17 protein-coding genes are annotated in these 17,011 nt (G+C 31.7%); 7 read left to right on the top strand and 10 right to left on the bottom strand.

Translation table 11 applies throughout. The features are described from left to right. Positions 1-174 precede the first annotated feature (174 nt). Both K9L97_05860 and K9L97_05855 read right to left on the bottom strand, forming a co-directional pair. Positions 175-606: a YbhB/YbcL family Raf kinase inhibitor-like protein gene (locus K9L97_05860; protein MCF7872530.1), complete on the bottom strand. Its 432-nt coding sequence runs from the start codon at positions 604-606 to the stop codon at positions 175-177. 263 nt (positions 607-869) lie between these two features. Next, the gene (locus K9L97_05855; protein MCF7872529.1) at positions 870-1,781 is read right to left on the bottom strand and encodes a D-glycerate dehydrogenase; all 912 of its coding nucleotides are present in this window, start codon (positions 1,779-1,781) and stop codon (positions 870-872) included. A 116-nt stretch (positions 1,782-1,897) separates the two neighbouring features. On the opposite strand from K9L97_05855, the gene fen reads away from it, so the two are divergent. After that, positions 1,898-2,932 (top strand): flap endonuclease-1, encoded by a 1,035-nt coding sequence (fen, locus tag K9L97_05850; protein ID MCF7872528.1) that lies wholly within the window; start codon positions 1,898-1,900, stop codon positions 2,930-2,932. Between the two features lie 25 nt (positions 2,933-2,957). On the opposite strand, the gene K9L97_05845 is transcribed toward fen, so the two are convergent. After that, on the bottom strand, positions 2,958-3,998 hold the full coding sequence (locus K9L97_05845) for a hypothetical protein (GenBank protein MCF7872527.1): 1,041 nt from the start codon (positions 3,996-3,998) through the stop codon (positions 2,958-2,960). Positions 3,999-4,104: 106 nt separating this feature from the next. Here K9L97_05845 and K9L97_05840 point away from each other — a divergent pair, with 106 nt between their 5' ends. Beyond that, the gene (locus K9L97_05840; protein MCF7872526.1) at positions 4,105-4,983 is read left to right on the top strand and encodes a DMT family transporter; all 879 of its coding nucleotides are present in this window, start codon (positions 4,105-4,107) and stop codon (positions 4,981-4,983) included. A 45-nt stretch (positions 4,984-5,028) separates the two neighbouring features. Further along, positions 5,029-5,424 (top strand): NUDIX domain-containing protein, encoded by a 396-nt coding sequence (locus K9L97_05835; protein MCF7872525.1) that lies wholly within the window; start codon positions 5,029-5,031, stop codon positions 5,422-5,424. Between the two features lie 30 nt (positions 5,425-5,454). Here K9L97_05835 and K9L97_05830 read toward each other — a convergent pair whose 3' ends face one another. Beyond that, positions 5,455-6,399: a DUF4190 domain-containing protein gene (locus K9L97_05830; GenBank protein ID MCF7872524.1), complete on the bottom strand. Its 945-nt coding sequence runs from the start codon at positions 6,397-6,399 to the stop codon at positions 5,455-5,457. Between the two features lie 88 nt (positions 6,400-6,487). On the opposite strand from K9L97_05830, the gene K9L97_05825 reads away from it, so the two are divergent. Next, positions 6,488-7,507, top strand: a complete 1,020-nt coding sequence (locus tag K9L97_05825; GenBank protein MCF7872523.1) for a tRNA (guanine-N1)-methyltransferase — start codon at positions 6,488-6,490, stop codon at positions 7,505-7,507. An 85-nt stretch (positions 7,508-7,592) separates the two neighbouring features. Here K9L97_05825 and K9L97_05820 read toward each other — a convergent pair whose 3' ends face one another. From K9L97_05820 to rlmD, 3 genes are read right to left on the bottom strand one after another with little or no spacing between them, the layout of a single operon-like run. Continuing rightward, positions 7,593-8,594, bottom strand: coding sequence for a hypothetical protein (locus K9L97_05820; protein ID MCF7872522.1), 1,002 nt, complete (start codon positions 8,592-8,594; stop codon positions 7,593-7,595). A gap of 27 nt (positions 8,595-8,621) precedes the next feature. After that, positions 8,622-9,764, bottom strand: coding sequence for an AAA family ATPase (locus K9L97_05815; protein MCF7872521.1), 1,143 nt, complete (start codon positions 9,762-9,764; stop codon positions 8,622-8,624). Between the two features lie 32 nt (positions 9,765-9,796). Then, positions 9,797-11,005: a 23S rRNA (uracil(1939)-C(5))-methyltransferase RlmD gene (rlmD, locus tag K9L97_05810; GenBank protein MCF7872520.1), complete on the bottom strand. Its 1,209-nt coding sequence runs from the start codon at positions 11,003-11,005 to the stop codon at positions 9,797-9,799. Between the two features lie 54 nt (positions 11,006-11,059). Between rlmD and K9L97_05805 the strand changes: the two genes are divergently transcribed. The 3 genes from K9L97_05805 to K9L97_05795 all read left to right on the top strand — a co-directional run bounded on the left by K9L97_05805 (position 11,060) and on the right by K9L97_05795 (position 13,005). Beyond that, entirely contained in the window at positions 11,060-11,566 is a 507-nt protein-coding gene (locus K9L97_05805; GenBank protein MCF7872519.1) for a hypothetical protein, read from the top strand. 54 nt (positions 11,567-11,620) lie between these two features. Continuing rightward, entirely contained in the window at positions 11,621-12,655 is a 1,035-nt protein-coding gene (locus K9L97_05800) for a tyrosine--tRNA ligase (GenBank protein MCF7872518.1), read from the top strand. Between the two features lie 86 nt (positions 12,656-12,741). Beyond that, on the top strand, positions 12,742-13,005 hold the full coding sequence (locus K9L97_05795) for a PRC-barrel domain-containing protein (protein ID MCF7872517.1): 264 nt from the start codon (positions 12,742-12,744) through the stop codon (positions 13,003-13,005). Between the two features lie 103 nt (positions 13,006-13,108). Here K9L97_05795 and K9L97_05790 read toward each other — a convergent pair whose 3' ends face one another. The 3 genes from K9L97_05790 to K9L97_05780 all read right to left on the bottom strand — a co-directional run bounded on the left by K9L97_05790 (position 13,109) and on the right by K9L97_05780 (position 16,666). After that, the gene (locus tag K9L97_05790) at positions 13,109-14,224 is read right to left on the bottom strand and encodes an isochorismatase family protein (GenBank protein ID MCF7872516.1); all 1,116 of its coding nucleotides are present in this window, start codon (positions 14,222-14,224) and stop codon (positions 13,109-13,111) included. A 75-nt stretch (positions 14,225-14,299) separates the two neighbouring features. After that, a complete protein-coding gene (locus tag K9L97_05785; protein MCF7872515.1) occupies positions 14,300-16,282 on the bottom strand; it encodes a DEAD/DEAH box helicase in 1,983 nt (660 codons plus the stop codon). A gap of 171 nt (positions 16,283-16,453) precedes the next feature. Beyond that, on the bottom strand, positions 16,454-16,666 hold the full coding sequence (locus K9L97_05780; GenBank protein MCF7872514.1) for a hypothetical protein: 213 nt from the start codon (positions 16,664-16,666) through the stop codon (positions 16,454-16,456). Between the last annotated feature and the right edge of the window lie 345 nt (positions 16,667-17,011).

The following is a 17,011-nucleotide window of genomic DNA, read 5'->3' as shown; positions in this document are numbered from 1 at the left end:
AAACTTTTAGTTTTTAGTGCACAGAAATCTTTGATTTCTTGTTGAATCGCGTCTAGGCGACTGAAGCGTAATACTCCATCCTTCAGGGTGGAGATACAAAAAAATTATCTTTGATAATTTTGTGCACTAGAAACAATCAGTTGTTTCTACGTGGCTTCGGAGCAGCGATTTTTATTATCTTTCGTAGTATCCTAATAATGCTCCTTCGTCTATGATGTGGTTTTGCATGGCGTCTATGACTTCTTGCTTTCTTGATCCTGGTGCTAAGTTAAGTGTTGTGTCTAGAGCGTAAATATTGAAGTAGTATCTGTGTTTAGTTTTTGTTGGAGGACATGGCCCTCTATATCTGTTTATTCCCCAGCTGTTCAGTCCTTGTGTTCCTGGTGCTGTGTTCTCTCCTATTATTTTGTTTGGTTCTATGTTATAAACTAGCCAGTGTGTCCAGTTTCCTCCTTGCGCGTCTGGATCTTCAACTATTAAAACTAAGGATTTTGTGTTTGTTGGTATTTGCTCTATTTTTAATGCAGGATTTATATCTTCTCCATCGCAAGTGTATTTGTCTGGTATGTTTTCTTTGTTATTGAATGCTGTCGCTCTTATTTGTATTATGCCCGGGGCTACAATGAATGTGTCTTGTGTTGTTTCTTCGTCTTTAGTTTGTGTGTCTTGTGTTTGTTTTATTTGAGAACTGTTGTTTGCTTGTTTATTCTGATTTTTTTCTGTCGTATTACATGAATTTATGTAGAACAAAATTATAATTATTATCAATATCAGTATTAGCAGTTCAACCCATAATTTTCGTTTATTTTTTTTAAGTGGTTGTTTCTCTTCATTCATAGGTTTACTTTAGAAGTTCTAATATTAATATTTTATTGATACTTCTTTGTGTTTTTTCTATTTTCTATGTGTTCTTTTATTATGTTTTGTATCATTTGAATTTTTTTGTTTGTTGTTCTCTGAGATCTTGAGGATATGTGGGGTGTTAAAATTGTGTTTGTAAGTGTTTCAAAACATTGATTTTCTTGGTATACATCAAGTATTGCGCCTGCTATTTTGTTTTGTTTTAGAGCGTTGTAAAATGGTTCTGGTTGTATTATGTCTGCTCTTGCTGTATTTATTACATATGCTGTTTTTTTAATTAGATGTATGTTTGTTTCGTTCAAAAGGTATTTTGTTTGTTTGGTTAGTTCAATATTTATAGAAATGAAATCTGATGTGCTTAGAAGTTCGTTTAAATTTGTCGGTTTTATGTCATGATTTTTGTAAAATTCTTTGTATTGGGTTCTATTGTACGCATTTATTTGCATATCATTACCTTTAGCCTTTTTTGCTATTTCTTTACCTATATCTCCCATTCCTATTATTCCAAGAGTTTTTCCTTCGATGTCGTCAAATATGAATGAGTTTAGATTTGTTGATGTTTTTTTATCTATGGCATTCATTTTTTTTGTCACGTGATATATTGCTGCCATAGTGTACTCTGCAATTGAGTTCGACGCTACTCCAGGGGTGTTTTTTACTACTATGCCTTTTTGTTTTGCGTAGTTTGTATTTATTTCATCCATACCTATTCCATACCTTGCGATTAGTTCTAAATTTTCTGCTCTGTCTAATTCTTTTTCTCTTAGTTTTTCATTTCCAAGAATTATTATGGTATATTTACTTAGGTCTTCAGGTATTTGTCTTGGTTTGAAATCAAGTTCTGCATATTCTTTTAGGCTTTCTATTAATTTTGGGTTTGAACAAAGAGATGTTGGTGTTATGAGTATTTTTTGATTCATGTTTTTGCTATTCTTTTTTTGTTTATATGATGTGTTACGATTTTTTCGGAATATTTACGATTTTTATTTTTAGTTTACCAAAAAACATATTAAATAGAGTCTATTTTCTTTATGTTATGGGCGTTGCAATAACTGAATTATTAAAAGGCAAAGAAATTAAGTTTGATGAACTTAAAGGTAAATTGTTAGCTGTTGATGCGTTTAATACGTTGTATATGTTTCTTACAACTATTAGAGGAGCTGATGGCAGTCCTTTGATGGATTCTGAAGGAAACATAACTAGTCATTTAGTTGGTCTATTCAATAGGTTTTCCAATTTGATGGAGAAAGGTTTGAAATTTGTTTTTGTTTTTGATGGGGAACCGCCTGAGCTTAAGAGCGAGGAGCGAAATAGAAGAAAAGCTTTGAAAGAGGAAGCTAAAGAATTATATGAAGATGCAAAACAAAAGGAAGATATAGAGAATATGAAAAAATACGCGGCAAGAACTGTTTTTCTTACAAAAGAGATGATAATTGAAGCAAAAGAATTACTTGATGCAATGGGTATTCCTTTTGTCGAGGCACCAAGTGAGGGAGAAGCGCAAGCTGCTTTTATGGTAAAAAAAGGGGATGCTTTTGCTGTTGTCAGTCAAGATGCCGATTCTTTGATTTCAGGCAGTCCTAGAACTATAAGAAATCTTTCTATTACTCGTAGAAGGAAAATGCCTGGTTCTTATAATTATCAGGTTGTTAATCCTGAATTAATTTCTTTAAAGTTTAATCTTGAACAATTAGGTATTTCGTATGATCAGCTTATTGCTTTATCTATTTTAATTGGAACTGATTATAATTATGGTGGTGTAAAAGGGATAGGTCCTAAGAAAGGGCTTAAACTTGTTCAAAAACACAAAGAGGATTTTGAAGCTTTGTTTAAAGAAGCAAAATGGTTTGATTCTTTTGATATTGATTGGAGAAAAATATTTCAAGTATTTAAGGAAATGCCTATTAAAGATGATTATAAAATAGAATTTAAGAATTATGATAAGGAAAAAATAAAAGAGATTCTCGTAAAAAAACATGAATTTAGTGAAGAAAGAGTTAATAGCACTTTAGACAAACTTGATAATGCTAAAAAAGTTAATGAACAGAAAGGTTTAGGAGAGTTCTTTTAATAAAATAATTTAAAAAATAAAAAATTTAACTTTCCATTTCTGGGGGAGCTATTGCTGTTAATTCATCAAACAGATAATACACATCTACACTTGGATTTGGGTTGTATGGCCAGTCATAGTATATGTTTTCTCCGTTTTCATCCACGAATGATTCTCTCACTGTTAATTTGTTTTCTTCTGTGTTGTATCCTGTTATTGCATAACATCTTGCGTAAGTATATGAGCAAACAACTCCCGAACCCACTTCATATATATGTTCTTTTATATCGTTGAAGGTTAAGTTTCTTTGTGTTATTTCTGGATACATTTCATAATCAGGATTAAATTCGTTTGTTACAATACTTCTCACTTTAAATCTTGGGGTTACTGGCGATGTGAATTTTGAACATCCTATTGAATCATCGTCTTGGAAAGGAACTTTCTCTTCGGATGTGGCTCCTTTTTTGTTCATGTAAAGAAGTATAAATCCTGGGTCGTATCCTGTGGAACAGTCTCCTGCATCATATATTGAACTTGGGCATATCATTAGATTTTGTTCTGATAAATCAACATTTGTTTCTGTGGTGTATTTTGTTGCTGCTTCGTATGCACCTGTAATTGAGAAAATTGCCGATGTTGGACAATCCCATCCTTCTTCTTCTACCATATTTCTAAAATATTGGGTGTTGTCTAGTGTTTGTGGAATAGTGTTTGGTTTTGGCATAGGGGCTATATCTTCATCATATATTTTTTTATTTAGTTCGTTATTCTTATTTTCTTTAGTTCCTAAAAACTTTTTTTCTTTTATTATTATTGCATCATCTCCCAGTCCTTTTGGCGGTTTAAAACTTGAATCGTTGTTAGTGCTGTTTGTGCTATTCGTTATGTTTGTGGGGGGCATTGGCGGTGTGGGATCTCCTCCTGATGAATTTGTTTGATTTGTTTGATTTGTTAGATTCGTTGTAGTTCCAGTTACTCTATTTGTATTTTGTTGATCTGTTCCAAATCTTTCTATGTCTGTATTGTAAGATCCGCAAGCGCTAATAATAAACATTGCTATAATTAATATTCCTAATACATATTTCATTTTATCACCAGTATTTTATTTTTATCGAACTATTTTTTTCATTATTTATAATGTTTTTCTTTGTTTTTCGATAAAAATTTAAATGGCATTCTCTTGTTTACTATTTATGGATTGGTTTATTTTTGCAATTTTAACTGCTTTATTGACTGGTATTCAAAGTATTGTTCAAAAGAAAGTTTTGTTTAAAGAACATGCTATGAGTTTTTCAGCTACTTTGGCTGTCGTCATTGCGTTTATTACGTTACCTTTTCTTTTTATTGTTGATTTTTCTTTGATTCCGGGTATTGCTTGGGTTGTCATGTATTTTACGAGTGTTCTTGGCAGCATTGCTTTTTTGTTAATTGCTAAAGCTGTTAGACATATGGATATGAGTTCTTCAAGTCCTTTATTGGTTATTGGTCCTGCGTTTACGGCTCTTGTTGCTTGGATTTTGCTTGGTGAAAACATCACTTTTCAACACATGATTGGTATTTTTCTGTTAATTGTAGGTTCTTATGTTTTGGAGTTGAAGCCACATCATGGGTTATTTGAACCTGTTCGTGTTTTTATTAGATCTAAATATATTCATTATATTGTGTTGGCTTTAATTCTTTATGCACTTTGCGCTTCGGGGGATAGGTTTGTTTTAGGATCTTCTAATATAGGTGTTAGTGCAGAGTCTTATTTGGCAATCATTCATTTTTTTCTAGCGATTAATTATTTGATTATGATTAGTGTTTTTCATGACGGGGTTAGAGAAATTAAAGATGGATTGAAGAGAAATGGTTGGTGGGTTCTTCTTATTGCGGCTTTGACTTTTGGATATAGGTATTTTCAGGCTCAAGCTGTCAAGTTGGTTAATGTTGCTTTGGTTTCTGCTATTAAGCGTTTAGCAGCTCTGTTTTCTACAATTATTGGAGGGGAATTGTTTCATGAGAAGAATCTTTTGAGAAAAAGCATTGCCTGTGTCGTTATGTTGGGGGGAGCTTTACTTGTTATTTTGTAATTTTTTGCAATAAGTTTTTTATACTTTTGGTTATGTTTTGTTTTTATGAAATATGTTGAAATAGTTCGCGGGTTAATAAAAAAAGATGGTAAATTTCTTCTTCTTAGAAAAGTTAAGGACGAACTTCAGGAAAATGTAGGTAAATGGGAAGTTCCTGGCGGAAAAATAAAAACCGGAGAGACTCCTAATCTTGCAATAAGACGTGAGGTTGTTGAGGAAACAGGAATCCCTTGTAGAATAATTAAAGAATTAGGTGTTCTTGAAGACACAAAAAAAGAAACGTGCAGCAAAGCACATATTTTTTTGCTTGAACCAAATCATACAGATGTTAAGCTTGGCACCGAACACGATCATTATTTATGGGTTACTGCTCTTGAAGTTAAGAAACTCCCCATGGTTCTCTTTGGAGACTTGCTTATTGAATTTTTTGATTCAAATTGAATTATTATTAAAAAATAAAAGAAAAATGGTTTAATTAAAGGTGCCTGTTATTTTACCGGATGCTTCACGTTCTAAATCTATTGTTTTAGTTTTGTAAATTAGTTCAAAATTTAACGTACTTTTTTCTCCTGCATTTAGCATCTCATTCAAATTACAGGATATTATAGCTGTATTTTCGTTTTCAATTTCGTTTGGCTCAACAGTACATGTTCCAAGTTGTCTTTTTTCCGTACTTGTTAATATGCCGTCATTAAATACTATTTTTTGACCCATATTATTAGCTATCTCAATTTTAACATTGTTTGTAGTTATTGTAAAATCTCTACATGAAAATCCTGATGTTATTGCGCATTGATTCTGAATCGTTTTTTCAGGGTTGATTTCAGGGTCGATGACTCCTTTAGGGTTGATGATTATTTCAGAGTCATCAGTTTCACCAACGTAATTTTTTTCAGATTTAAGAATTTCAGTAGAGTTAAGCACTCCGAAATATGTTATTACTCCGATAATTGAGAGCAATCCTGCAAGTATTGTAATTCCACCAAGCACTATTCCTGTTATGGATATTGCTTTCCCATAATTTTTAATTTGATTTGATTTTTTGAGACCTATTATTCCAAATACAAGTGCAGCGATTCCTAAAATCAAATTTAATATTGGAACCCATATAAGAATAATTCCTATTATGCCTAAGACAAGCCCTGTTATTGCCAGTCCATTATTTTTATTGCGCGCTAGCGAAGGGGGTTTAATACCCCGACCTTTAGGTCGATAGCACGCAATCTGAAAATCGCGATAAGCGACTGAGTCGTAATACTCCGTCCTGCTCAAAAATCTTTGATTTTTGGCATGCCAGAAACTTTGTTTCTGTGCATTTAGGGCGGAGATACACGAAGAAATCATTTTTGATTTCTGTGTGCAAGAAACTTTTAGTTTCTTAGCAGACTCGGAGCAGCGATTTTCATTATTTACCATGTCGCCACCTTTTTTTTGTCTTAGTTTTATGCTTTAAATAGTTTCTCTTTCAACAATTAATATAAATAAGTTTATCATTCCAGTCCTTATGTTAGGCATAAAAATTCCTCTTGGCATTGCTGAGAAAATTAAAAGAGAAATAATTGAAAAGGATGCTCTTGATAATAATTATAAGTATATTAAAGAGAAAGAGTACATAATTTTTCCTTTGAAAAAACAAATTAAGGTTGAAGGAGCTGAGATTTCTGAGTTTGATTTTGTTAAAAATAATAAGCCAAAAGATATGAAGGAAATTCTTAAGGATGAATTGTCTGAAGAAGAATTCGAGAAATTGAAGACAGCTCATGATACAATAGGCAATATTGCTATTCTCGAGATTGATGAAGATCTTAGAGATAAAGAAGAAATTATTGCTAAAGCCCTACTTGAGTCCAATAAACAGATTAAGACAGTTCTTCGTAAAGATGGATGTCATGAAGGTGATTTTCGTGTTCAGAAAATGAAGTTTCTTGCAGGACTTGATACTAGGGAAACTGTGACTGTTGAGAACAGAGTTAGGTTGAAGTTAAATGTTGAGACTGTTTATTATTCTCCTAGATTGAGCACGGAAAGAAAAAGAATTTATGAACAAATAAAACCAGGAGAAACCATTCTAGTCATGTTTTCTGGATGCGCTCCGTTTCCTTGCGTTATATCCAAGAACACAGAAGCTAAAGAAATTATAGGTATAGAGATAAATCCTGCAGGTCATGATTATGGCGTTGAAAATTTAAAGATTAATAAGCTTGATAATGTTGTTTTAATAAATGATGATGTAAAAGATATTGTGCCTTTATTTGTTGATCGTAATGTAAGATTTGATCGTATTGTTATGCCCGCGCCGCATAATGCGAATGATTTTTTGGGTGAAGCAATGTCTATTGCGAAAAAAAGCACAATAGTTCATTTTTATGATTTTCAACATGAGGATAATTTTAAAGAGGTTGAAGGTAAAGCAGAAAAGGCAGCAGAAGAGGCAGGTTTCAAATATAAAAAGATTGATCTTGTCAAAGCTGGTCAGCATGCGCCTCATGTTTTTAGGGTGTGTTTAGATTTTGTTGTCAATTAGAATTTAAGTTGTTGAGTTTCGTGTTTTTCTATTTTTTTATGTGAATTCTAAAATTGCAACTGATTTTGCATGCATTTTTTGTTTTTTAGATTAATTTTAGTTTTTCGTAATGGTGTTTTACTAAGTTTGTGAAGTGTTGGCTCCACGCATGATCTTTTTTTGTTCCGTATTTGAAGGGTGCCATTGAATTTTCTAACACGTATTGTTTTGTTAGTTCTTTTTGATTTTCTAGTTCGCATAGTTCTTTGTGATTGTTTAGTTTTTCTATTATTTTTTCTATGTTGTATTCTGTGTTTTTGTATATTAGGGAATTGTAAGTTTTTAGTTTTGCCAAAGCTAGTATATTTTCGGGGAGTATTTTTGTTAAGTCTAGTGCGTTTTGGAATGTTTTTTTTGTTATTTCTGCTACGTGTTGATTAGTTGTTATTTTTATTGGTTCTCCCAGTCTTGTGTATGTTGTGTTTGTTTTTTCTGTAAAATTTATCCAATCTAAAATGTTTAGTGCTTGAGCTTCTTCTTTTTTTCCTAAATGATAATCTATGAATTTTTTTAGTTCTCTTTTTCTGAATGATTTATAATCTACAACTAATGGAATTACGTATATTTCTTGTCTTTTTGCTATTTCTTTTGCTACTTCAAAACCTATTTTTCCAAAGGGTTTTGCTATTCCATCATAAGCTCTTCCTCCCCCTGCAAAAATTATTATGTCGTGATTTTTTTCCCAGTGTATTTTTAGAAGTTGTTTAGTTTCAGTTATTGTTTTTTTGCTTTCTTCTATTGTTTTATTTTTTAGTCGCGGGTATATTATTACTCCTGCTTTTGTTGCTAATTTTTTTAGGGGCAAGTTATCGCCCATTATTATGTATGGTGTTTTTGTTGAATGCTCGTTTATTTGGACTACGCTAGCTGTTGTTTCCCATAGACTCCTATGTATTGCTGCAAAATATATTGGGGGGTGTGATTTTTGTAGTAATTTTCTTGTTTCTTCAGGCATTGTTATTTTTGCAGAAGATTTTTTTTTGGTTTTTGGTTTGAATATTTTTTTGGAGATTTCTATGAGGTGTTTGTTTTGGGTTGATAATTCCATTTTTTTTAGTTGTTTTTTTTGTAGTTTTTATCCGTATATGTGAAGGTATTCTTCTCCTTGTTGTTCTTCTGTTTTTTTGACTTTTTTTATTGCTTGTTCCAGGTCTTTTTGGTTTATTATTGTTCTGTTGTCTCTTATTGCGAAGTATCCTGCTTCCATTGTTGTTGCTTTTATTTCTGCTCCTGAGAATCCTTTCATTTTTTTGAAGAGTTCTTCTTTTTTTATTTTTTTATTTAGAGACATGTTTTTTGTGTGTATTTTGAATATTTCTTTTAAGCCTTCCTGATTTGGTGTTGGTACATATATTAGTCTGTCTAGCCGTCCGGGTCTTATTATTGCGGTGTCTAGTATGTCTTTTCTGTTTGTACAACCTATTATTTTTACATTATCTAGGGGTTTGAATCCGTCTATTTCTGCTAATAGTTGCATGAATGTTCTTTGTACTTCTCGTTCTCCTGATGTTCCAACATCTATTCTTTTGCTTGCTATTGCGTCTAATTCGTCTATGAATATTATGCTAGGCGCTTTTTGTCTTGCTAGTATGAATAAGTCTTTTACTAGTTTTGCTCCTTCTCCTATGAATTTTTGCACTAATTCCGAGCCTACTATTTCAATGAATGTGCTATTTGTTGATTCTGCAACTGCTTTTGCTAGTAGTGTTTTTCCTGTTCCTGGAGGTCCATATAGTAGTATGCCTTTTGGAGGTTTTATTCCTATTTTTTTGAAGAGTTCTGGTTTTTTTAGCGGTAATTCTATTACTTCTTTTATGTCTTGTTCTTGGTCTTTTAGTCCGCCTATATCTTTCCATTTGGTTTGTGGTTTTTCTACTATTACGAATTGTTCTACTTCTGTTTTTACTTCTTTTTGTATTTTGTCTATTATGGTTAGGTTTTTTTGTTCTACTATTATTGTGTCTCCCGATTTGAGGTTTTTTACAGAACTTGATATGTTTACGTAGAATTTATTTCCGTTTGGTACTTTTATAATTGCATTTTCTCCTTTTTTTTCTATAAATTCTGCAAGCATTAGTGCAGGAGCTCTGAATCTGTCCAGTTCCATTTTTAGTTGGAATATTGTTTCCTTTAGGAGCATATTTTCTTGTTCTAATTCGTTGTTTTTTTCATATTCGTAGTCGGGTATAGCTTCTTTTTTGTCTGTTTTTGTGTTCATTTGTTCAGAAATGAATATTTACTATTTAAATATTAAGGTGTATTCGTTATTTTTTTCATTAATATTAGTGTTTCTAAATGTTTTGTTTGTGGAAACATATCTATTATGTAACTTTTTTGGATTTTATATTTTTGTTTTAGTATTTTTAGGTCTTCTAGTAGTGTTATAGGATTGCAAGACATATACGCTATGTGTTTTGGTTCTGCAAGCATTATTCTTACAGTATTTTTTTGTCCAAGTCCTGCTCTTGGGGGGTCTATTATGATTAAGTCGTAGTTTTCTTGGTTTTGTTTTAGGAATTCTTTTGCGTCTTGTTTTTGGTATTTTATGTTTTTTATTTTGTTTAATTTAATATTTTTTGTTGCTATTTTTTGATTTTCTTGACTGTTATCTATGCTTGTTATTTGGTCTTTTGTGTCTGATGTTGCTATTCCTATAACTCCTGTTCCTGAGTAGAGATCTAGTATTTTTTTACAGTTGTTTTTGTTTTTGTATTCTTTTATTTTTTTGAATGCTTTTTCTGCAGTTTCTTGATTTGATTGGAAGAAAGTGTTTGGTCCTATTAAGAATTTTTTGTTCAGTATTTCTTCTTGTATTTCTTTTTTTCCCCAGTGTTTGTGAGGTATTCCCAAGCTGGTGTCTGCTTTTCCGTTTTGTATTGTCCAGTGTATTGATTCGCAGTATTTGTTTTTTAGTAAGTGTTTTGCGATTTCTTCTATTTTTTGTTCGTGTTCTTCGTTTTTTGTTACTATTATTATCATTGTTTGGTTTTTTGTTGTTTGTCTTACAGATATGTATCTTAGGTATCCTTGGTGTTCTTTGTAGTTGTAGAATTCTAGTTTTTTTGTTTTTGCTAGTTTTGTGGTTTCTTCATATGCTTTAAATGATTTTTTTGGCGTTATTTGGCATTCTTCAAGGTTTATTATTTCGTCGTATTTTTCTTTTTTTCTAAGTCCTGTTTTACCAAATGCGCATACATAATCCATTCTTTGTCTGTATTCGTATTCTTTTGAACTTTGTATGGTTTGCATGGTTTGGTTTTCGAATAATTCGTGAAGTTTGAATTTTTTTGTCATTATTTCAAAGATCTTTCGTTTTGCGTTTATTTGGTCTTGGTGTGTGTAGTTTTGGTAGTCGCATCCACCACATTCTTTGAAGTGTTTGCATTTTGGTTTTATTTCTCGTTTTGCGTTTTGTGTTATTATTTTTGTTAGAAGTTTTTGGTAATATTTTTTGTCCATTTTGTTCGGTTTTTAGATAATATTTATATATTCTGTGTTGTATATACTTTTTTTATGGATTCTGGTTTAATTTCTAGAAATTCAGAGTATGTCTTTGATATATTTCATTTTTTTAGTTTTGTTCCTGTTGAAAGGAAGGTTTTTGTTTCCGATCAGGATTCTTTGGATTCTTTGTTTGAACATTTTCATGGTGTTTTTAAGAGTTATTTTCCTCGTTGCGTGAATAAATCTGTTTTTTCTGGGGATGTGAAGGGTAGATTTTATTTCTTTGATGATGCTAGTGTTTTTTCTTATATAAATAAGAGTGATCGTGTTTTTAATGTTGAGATTGTTTCTAGGAAGCGTGTTTCGGAAGTTTCTTTAGATCTTTTTGGTGTTGTTAATGAATATTTTTTTAAAAATGAGTTGTTTATTTCTGATTTTGATAAGCGTCAGAGTTTTTTGATGAAGAAAAAGGGTGTTAAGGGAAGTAATAATTATGATGATTTTTCTTGGAGGTCTGGTCTTAGTTTTAAGTTGAATCCTGAATTTGATTATGGTTGTTTGAAAGATGTTGTTTAATTTTTGGTTTTTTTCTAGAAAATAATTTAAAGTAGTTGTTCTTTTCTTTTGTTTATGGTTTCGGAAAAAAAATATCATTTGATTGTAAGGGATTTGCAAGAAGTTGTAGATGAGGATAAAATAAAAGAAATTCTTAGTGAGCGGGATTTAAATGTTTATTGGGGTACTGCGCCTACAGGTGTTCCTCACTTCGGGTATTTTGTTCCTATGTTTAAGATTGCTGATTTTTTAGAGGCGGGTTGTCATGTCACTATTTTGTTTGCTAATATTCATGCTTATCTTGATAATATGAAGACTGATTGGGAATTATTAGCGAAAAGGACTAAATTCTATGAGTTTTTGATTAGAGAAATGCTGTCTTTAATAGGTGTTCCTCTTGATAAGTTGAAGTTTGTTAAGGGCACTGATTTTCAGCTTCAGGAGAAATATACTTTAGATATGTATAAATTGAGTGCTTTGGCAAGTACTAGGGGTGCGCAGAAAGCGGGTGCGGATGTTGTTAAGCAGTCTGATACTCCTAAAATGTCTGGTTTGCTTTATCCTATACTTCAAGCGCTTGATGAGCAGTACTTAGAAGTAGATGCTCAGTTTGGTGGGGTTGATCAGAGAAAAATTTTTATGTTTGCTCGTGAGTTTTTGCCTAAGATTGGTTATGAGAAGAGGATTCATTTGATGAATTATCTTGTTCCAGGTCTAGGTGAGAGTGGTAAGATGAGTTCTTCTGAGCCTAATAGTAAGATTGATTTTGATGATTCTGATAAAATTATTAGGAGCAAGATTAATAAGGCTTTTTCTGTTGATGGTAATCCTGAGGGTAATGGTTTACTTGCAATGTTGAAATTTGTTATTTTTAAGCAACTTGAAAGAGAAGGTAGGAATTTTGTGATTGATAGGCCTGAGCAGTATGGTGGGAGGGTTGAGTTTGAGTCTTATGATTCTGTGGAGGCAGCTTTTGCTTCTAAGGAACTTTCCAGTATTGATTTAAAGCAGGGGTTGAGCTCTGAGATTATAAGCTTTATTTCGCCTTTAAGAGAAAAATTAGAGGAAAATAGGGTTTTGTTAGATGATGCTTATCCTGATTTGAAGTAGTTTTTTTTGTGTTTTTAATCAAAACCTTTATATAGTCATATATTTTTGTATTTATTATCATATTCAAGTAGTAGAGGGTGTTTATCATGGAAGAAGATGAGAAGAAATATTCAAAGCAATTGATTAATAAGACTGTGGTTTCAAAGACAGGTAAAACTTTTGGAATTGTTCAGGATTTGGTTTTTGAAACTGGTTCTGGCGAGTTGATCCATATTGTTTTGGGAGATCCTACTCAGTATGCTAAGAAATTGGAGTTAGAAAAAACAAAGACTGGTGAGCAGTTGATTCCTTTTTCTGCTGTTATTGCTATGGGTGATTTCTTAGTTGTTGCAGAAGAAGATATAATCTGATTTTGCAATTAGCGAATTTTTTTTTCTTAAAATTTTAGTGTTGTTGCAGAAGAAGATATAATCTGATTTTTGTACTTGTTTCAAATTTATTTTCTTGATGTTTTTATATTTCTTTGGATAAGTATTTTTTGTCAGGGTCCGTGTTTGGTTGTCTTAGTTGTTCTATTATTTGATTTGTATTTTCTTTGTAATTCGTGTATTTTTTGTAGAAGTCTAGTCTTTCTGCTTCTAAATTTTGTTCTTTGTTTGCATTGTGCCATTCTGGGGAGTCTAGTATTATTTCTTTTGTTGTTGTTATTTTGTATTTGTGTTCTATTGCTCCAACGGAAGTCCATAATACGCAGCTTGATGCATTCGTCCCCATTATTATTATTTCGGTTACACCTAATTTATTTAGTGTGTGGTTTAGTTCTCTGACATTAAATCCGTTTGAATCGTATTTTTTTATTTCTTTGTTATTTTTTGTATTTGGTATTGTGTTTTTTATTTCTTTTATTGTTTCTCCTTTTCCTGCCATTTTTAGTGTTATTATTGGAATGTTTTGTTTTACTGCTTCTTTTATTATTTTTATTTGGTTCTGTAATTCTTTTTGTAGTTCTTTTTTGTTTAATTCATTTAAGTAATGTTCTTGCATATCTACTATCAAAATTGCTTTTCTTGCTGTAGTTTCTTTTATATTTTCTATTTTTGTTTGGTTTATTTGTGGTGTTTGTGCGTTTGTGTTTGTTATTGCGCTTATTAATAGTAGAATAGTTAGTGTTGTTTTTAGTATTGTTTTTCTTGGTATTTTTATTTTGTATTTTGTTAATTTTGGTTCGTAGTTGTTTATTGTTCCTTCATCAATTATTTTTTCTTGTTCGTATAAATCCAAGTATTCTTCTGTATTTTTTTGTTCTAACGCATTTTTTTGTTGTTTTAGTATTTTGTTTACTAGTTTTAGTCTTTCTTTTATTGTTTCCAGCGTCGTTTGTATTTCTTCTGTTTCTTTGTTTTGTGGTTCTTTTGTTGTTGTTTCCAGTATTTTTGTTATTACTTTTTCTGTGTGTTCTGAGAATAAGTAGTGTGTGTTTGTGGAGGTATATAATTCTTCAAAGTCGTATTTTTTATTATTTTTTAGTTTTTCTGTTTGTCTTTGTTTTTTTATTGCTTGGTTTTCTATATGTTTTTGTGTTGTTTTTATTATTTCTTTTATTTTTTGTAGTTCTTTTAGGTCGTTCATTTTTTATTTTTTTTCAGAGTACTTTTTTGTTTTGGCAGTCATTATTTTTTACTAGCGTTTTGGTTCGTATTTTTTTTAAAATCTTACAGCTATTACGTCTCTGTCAATTTTTTGTTGTATTTCTTTTATTTTTTCTTTTAATTCACTATTTAGTGTTGCGTGTTGTATTTGTTGCATTAAGTCTAGTGTTTGTCTTATGTATCTTACTATGTCTCCTTCGGGCATGGTTGTTAGGTTTAATAGTTCTTCAAATTCGCATCCTTCGTACCATGATTTTAGAAATGGTTCTATAGTATATATTGGGTTTTCTTTGAAGAATTGTTGTGGGTAGTTGTAGTTTTGTAGTTTTTTGTATATTTTATTTGATGTTGTTTTATCTTTTCCTTTGAATTTTATGTTTTTTCTTTCTTCATAAGTTATTCTTCCTACAATCAAAAAAATTTCTATGTTTGTGAGTTTTGGTGTTAATGATGAGCAGAAAATTTCTGTTGTTAGTATTTCCATTGTGTATATTCTCATTGCGAATAGTCCTTTTTCTGTTAGTTCGTCCCCATTTAGTCCTTTTAATATGTATCCTAGTTGGTAGAGTTTTTTCTTTTTTTTGTTGAAGCTGTTTATTATTCTTTGGCTGCTTTGTCTTCCTGTTTGTTGATAGCTGAATAGGGATGATTGTAATATTACTGCGATTTCTTCTTCTGTGTGGGAGTGTACCATGTTTAGTACGGTGTTAAAGCTTAGTTTGAATTGGCTTATTAGTGGTTCAGAGTCTGAGTCTGTGATTTTTTCTATTTTTTTTAAGTCTGAAAATTGTCTGTCAATCATGCTTATTGCGTATCCTTGTTTGTCTATTCCTCTTCTTCCTGCTCTTCCTGCTAGTTGGAAGTATTCTTTTGAGTTAAGATAGCGAAATTGTATTCCGTCGAATTTTTCTAGCGAGTCAAAGCATACTGTTTTTGCAGGCATGTTTATTCCTACTGCGAATGTTTCTGTTGCAAAAAGAGCTTTTATTAGTCCTTGTGCAAATAGTTCTTCTACTATTTCTTTTAGTACTGGTAGTATTCCTGCATTATGGAATGCTATTCCATTTTTTAGACATTCTCTTAGTATTTTTGTTGTTTCCAGTCTTTTTACGGATTCGTCTGATTCATTTAGTTTTTCTCTGACATATTTTGTTACTTTTGTTGTTTGTTCTGCGGTTAAGTAATTTTTTTTAGTTTTTAGTAGTTCTGCTTTTTTTTGTGTTAACATTCTTGAGAAGCAGAAGTATATGCAGGGTAAATTGTTTTTTGTTTCTAATTCGTGTATTAGGTCTAGGTATCCTTTCTTTTTTCTTTTTTTTAATTCTTCTAAGTATCTTTTTTTATTTTTGAAAGCTTTGTGGTATTTTGGATATTTATCTAGTTCTTTTAGTTCTTGTATTTCTTTTAGTGTTGCGAATCCTTTTTCGTCATCGTAAAATTGATGTGTGAGTGGTACCGCTCTTTTTTTTTCTGTTACAACGTCTACTGTGTGTTTTTTTATGTGTTCTATCCAATTCGCGAATTGTCGCGCGTTAGGAATTGTTGCGCTTAAGCATAAGAAGCGCGTATTTTCATGACTGAAAATGACTGATTCTTCCCACACAGTTCCTCTTTCTATGTCTCCTAAATAGTGTATTTCGTCAAATATTACATATGGCAATTTTTCGGTTTCTGGGTCTTTTGCTAAGAGCATGTTTCTGTATATTTCGGTCGTCATTATTTTTATTGGAGCTTCAGGGTTTATTGTTACGTCTCCTGTCATTATTCCTACGTTTTCTTCTCCGTATTGTTTTTTAAAATCTCGATATTTTTGATTAGATAGTGCTTTTATTGGCGCTGTGTAGATTACTTTTTCCTTTTCTTTAAGACATTTATCGATGATGTAGTCCGCTATTAGTGTTTTTCCTGTGCCTGTTGCAGCGCTAACTACGACTGAATTGTTTTTTTCTATACTTTGAATTGCTTCTATTTGGAATCTGTCAAGTTTGAATCCCTTAAAATCCTTGATTTCTTCTGGTTTCTCCGTTTTTAATGCCATTATATGTTAAGTTTCTTTGTTTGTTTTTAATTGTTTCTGTGATTATTTTGGATTTCCTACTATTGCTATAAATTTATCATTTTCATAGTATTGTCCCTTTAAGTATTTAGACATGTCTTTTTTGAATTTTTGTCTTGTTGAGCGTGTTGCCTGCTGATTGTTTAATCATTATTATTTCACTATTCTTTCTATTGTGTTTGCCCAGCTTTCAGGAGTTTTACTTCCAGTTATACTGGTTATTTTGGAATTGTACATACGCCTCAATTCATCTATTTTATCCGAATTTTTATTGTGAAATTCTCTGTAAAGTAGTTCGATAGAAAGTTCTGCAGTATTAATTGCTCCTACGTGATACAAATGGGGCGCGTCTGCTGAGTCATGCATTGCAGTAACGATGCAATAGGGGGTTTATTTTCTTTTTGCTTCTAGTAGAAGGGGTACGCTCGTTACGAAATCCTTCTTCGATCCCTTTTCGTAGTAGTTTTCAAAGAACCCGTAGCTATGATCGAGGTAATTATCTTTTTCAATTATAGCCTGCTGATATAATTTTAATTCAAAGGCATATTTATCTACTGGAAATTCTTCATTTGTTATTGCGCGCTAGCGAAGGGGGTTTAATACCCCGACCTTTAGGTCGATAGCACGCAATCTGAAAATCGCGATAAGCGACTGAGTCGTAATACTCCGTCCTTTAGGGCGGAGATAGACTCGGAGCAGCGATTTTCATTA

This window comes from Candidatus Woesearchaeota archaeon, from assembly GCA_021735165.1.
Taxonomy (GTDB): Archaea; Nanobdellota; Nanobdellia; order Woesearchaeales; family 21-14-0-10-32-9; genus JAIPET01.
Note: the sequence above shows the minus strand (reverse complement) of the source record. Positions and strands in the feature narration are given on the sequence as shown.

Excerpts from the sequence above, each read along its gene's own strand:
- fen (MCF7872528.1), top strand. The coding sequence starts at position 1,898 with ATGGGCGTTGCAATAACTGAATTATTAAAAGGCAAAGAAATTAAGTTT.
- K9L97_05805 (MCF7872519.1), top strand. The coding sequence starts at position 11,060 with ATGGATTCTGGTTTAATTTCTAGAAATTCAGAGTATGTCTTTGATATA.
- K9L97_05820 (MCF7872522.1), bottom strand. The coding sequence starts at position 8,594 with ATGGAATTATCAACCCAAAACAAACACCTCATAGAAATCTCCAAAAAA.
- K9L97_05830 (MCF7872524.1), bottom strand. The coding sequence starts at position 6,399 with ATGGTAAATAATGAAAATCGCTGCTCCGAGTCTGCTAAGAAACTAAAA.
- rlmD (MCF7872520.1), bottom strand. The coding sequence starts at position 11,005 with ATGGACAAAAAATATTACCAAAAACTTCTAACAAAAATAATAACACAA.
- K9L97_05800 (MCF7872518.1), top strand. The coding sequence starts at position 11,621 with ATGGTTTCGGAAAAAAAATATCATTTGATTGTAAGGGATTTGCAAGAA.
- K9L97_05840 (MCF7872526.1), top strand. The coding sequence starts at position 4,105 with ATGGATTGGTTTATTTTTGCAATTTTAACTGCTTTATTGACTGGTATT.
- K9L97_05790 (MCF7872516.1), bottom strand. The coding sequence starts at position 14,224 with ATGAACGACCTAAAAGAACTACAAAAAATAAAAGAAATAATAAAAACA.
- K9L97_05795 (MCF7872517.1), top strand. The coding sequence starts at position 12,742 with ATGGAAGAAGATGAGAAGAAATATTCAAAGCAATTGATTAATAAGACT.
- K9L97_05835 (MCF7872525.1), top strand. The coding sequence starts at position 5,029 with ATGAAATATGTTGAAATAGTTCGCGGGTTAATAAAAAAAGATGGTAAA.
- K9L97_05855 (MCF7872529.1), bottom strand. The coding sequence starts at position 1,781 with ATGAATCAAAAAATACTCATAACACCAACATCTCTTTGTTCAAACCCA.
- K9L97_05785 (MCF7872515.1), bottom strand. The coding sequence starts at position 16,282 with ATGGCATTAAAAACGGAGAAACCAGAAGAAATCAAGGATTTTAAGGGA.
- K9L97_05815 (MCF7872521.1), bottom strand. The coding sequence starts at position 9,764 with ATGAACACAAAAACAGACAAAAAAGAAGCTATACCCGACTACGAATAT.
- K9L97_05825 (MCF7872523.1), top strand. The coding sequence starts at position 6,488 with ATGTTAGGCATAAAAATTCCTCTTGGCATTGCTGAGAAAATTAAAAGA.
- K9L97_05780 (MCF7872514.1), bottom strand. The coding sequence starts at position 16,666 with ATGCATGACTCAGCAGACGCGCCCCATTTGTATCACGTAGGAGCAATT.
- K9L97_05845 (MCF7872527.1), bottom strand. The coding sequence starts at position 3,998 with ATGAAATATGTATTAGGAATATTAATTATAGCAATGTTTATTATTAGC.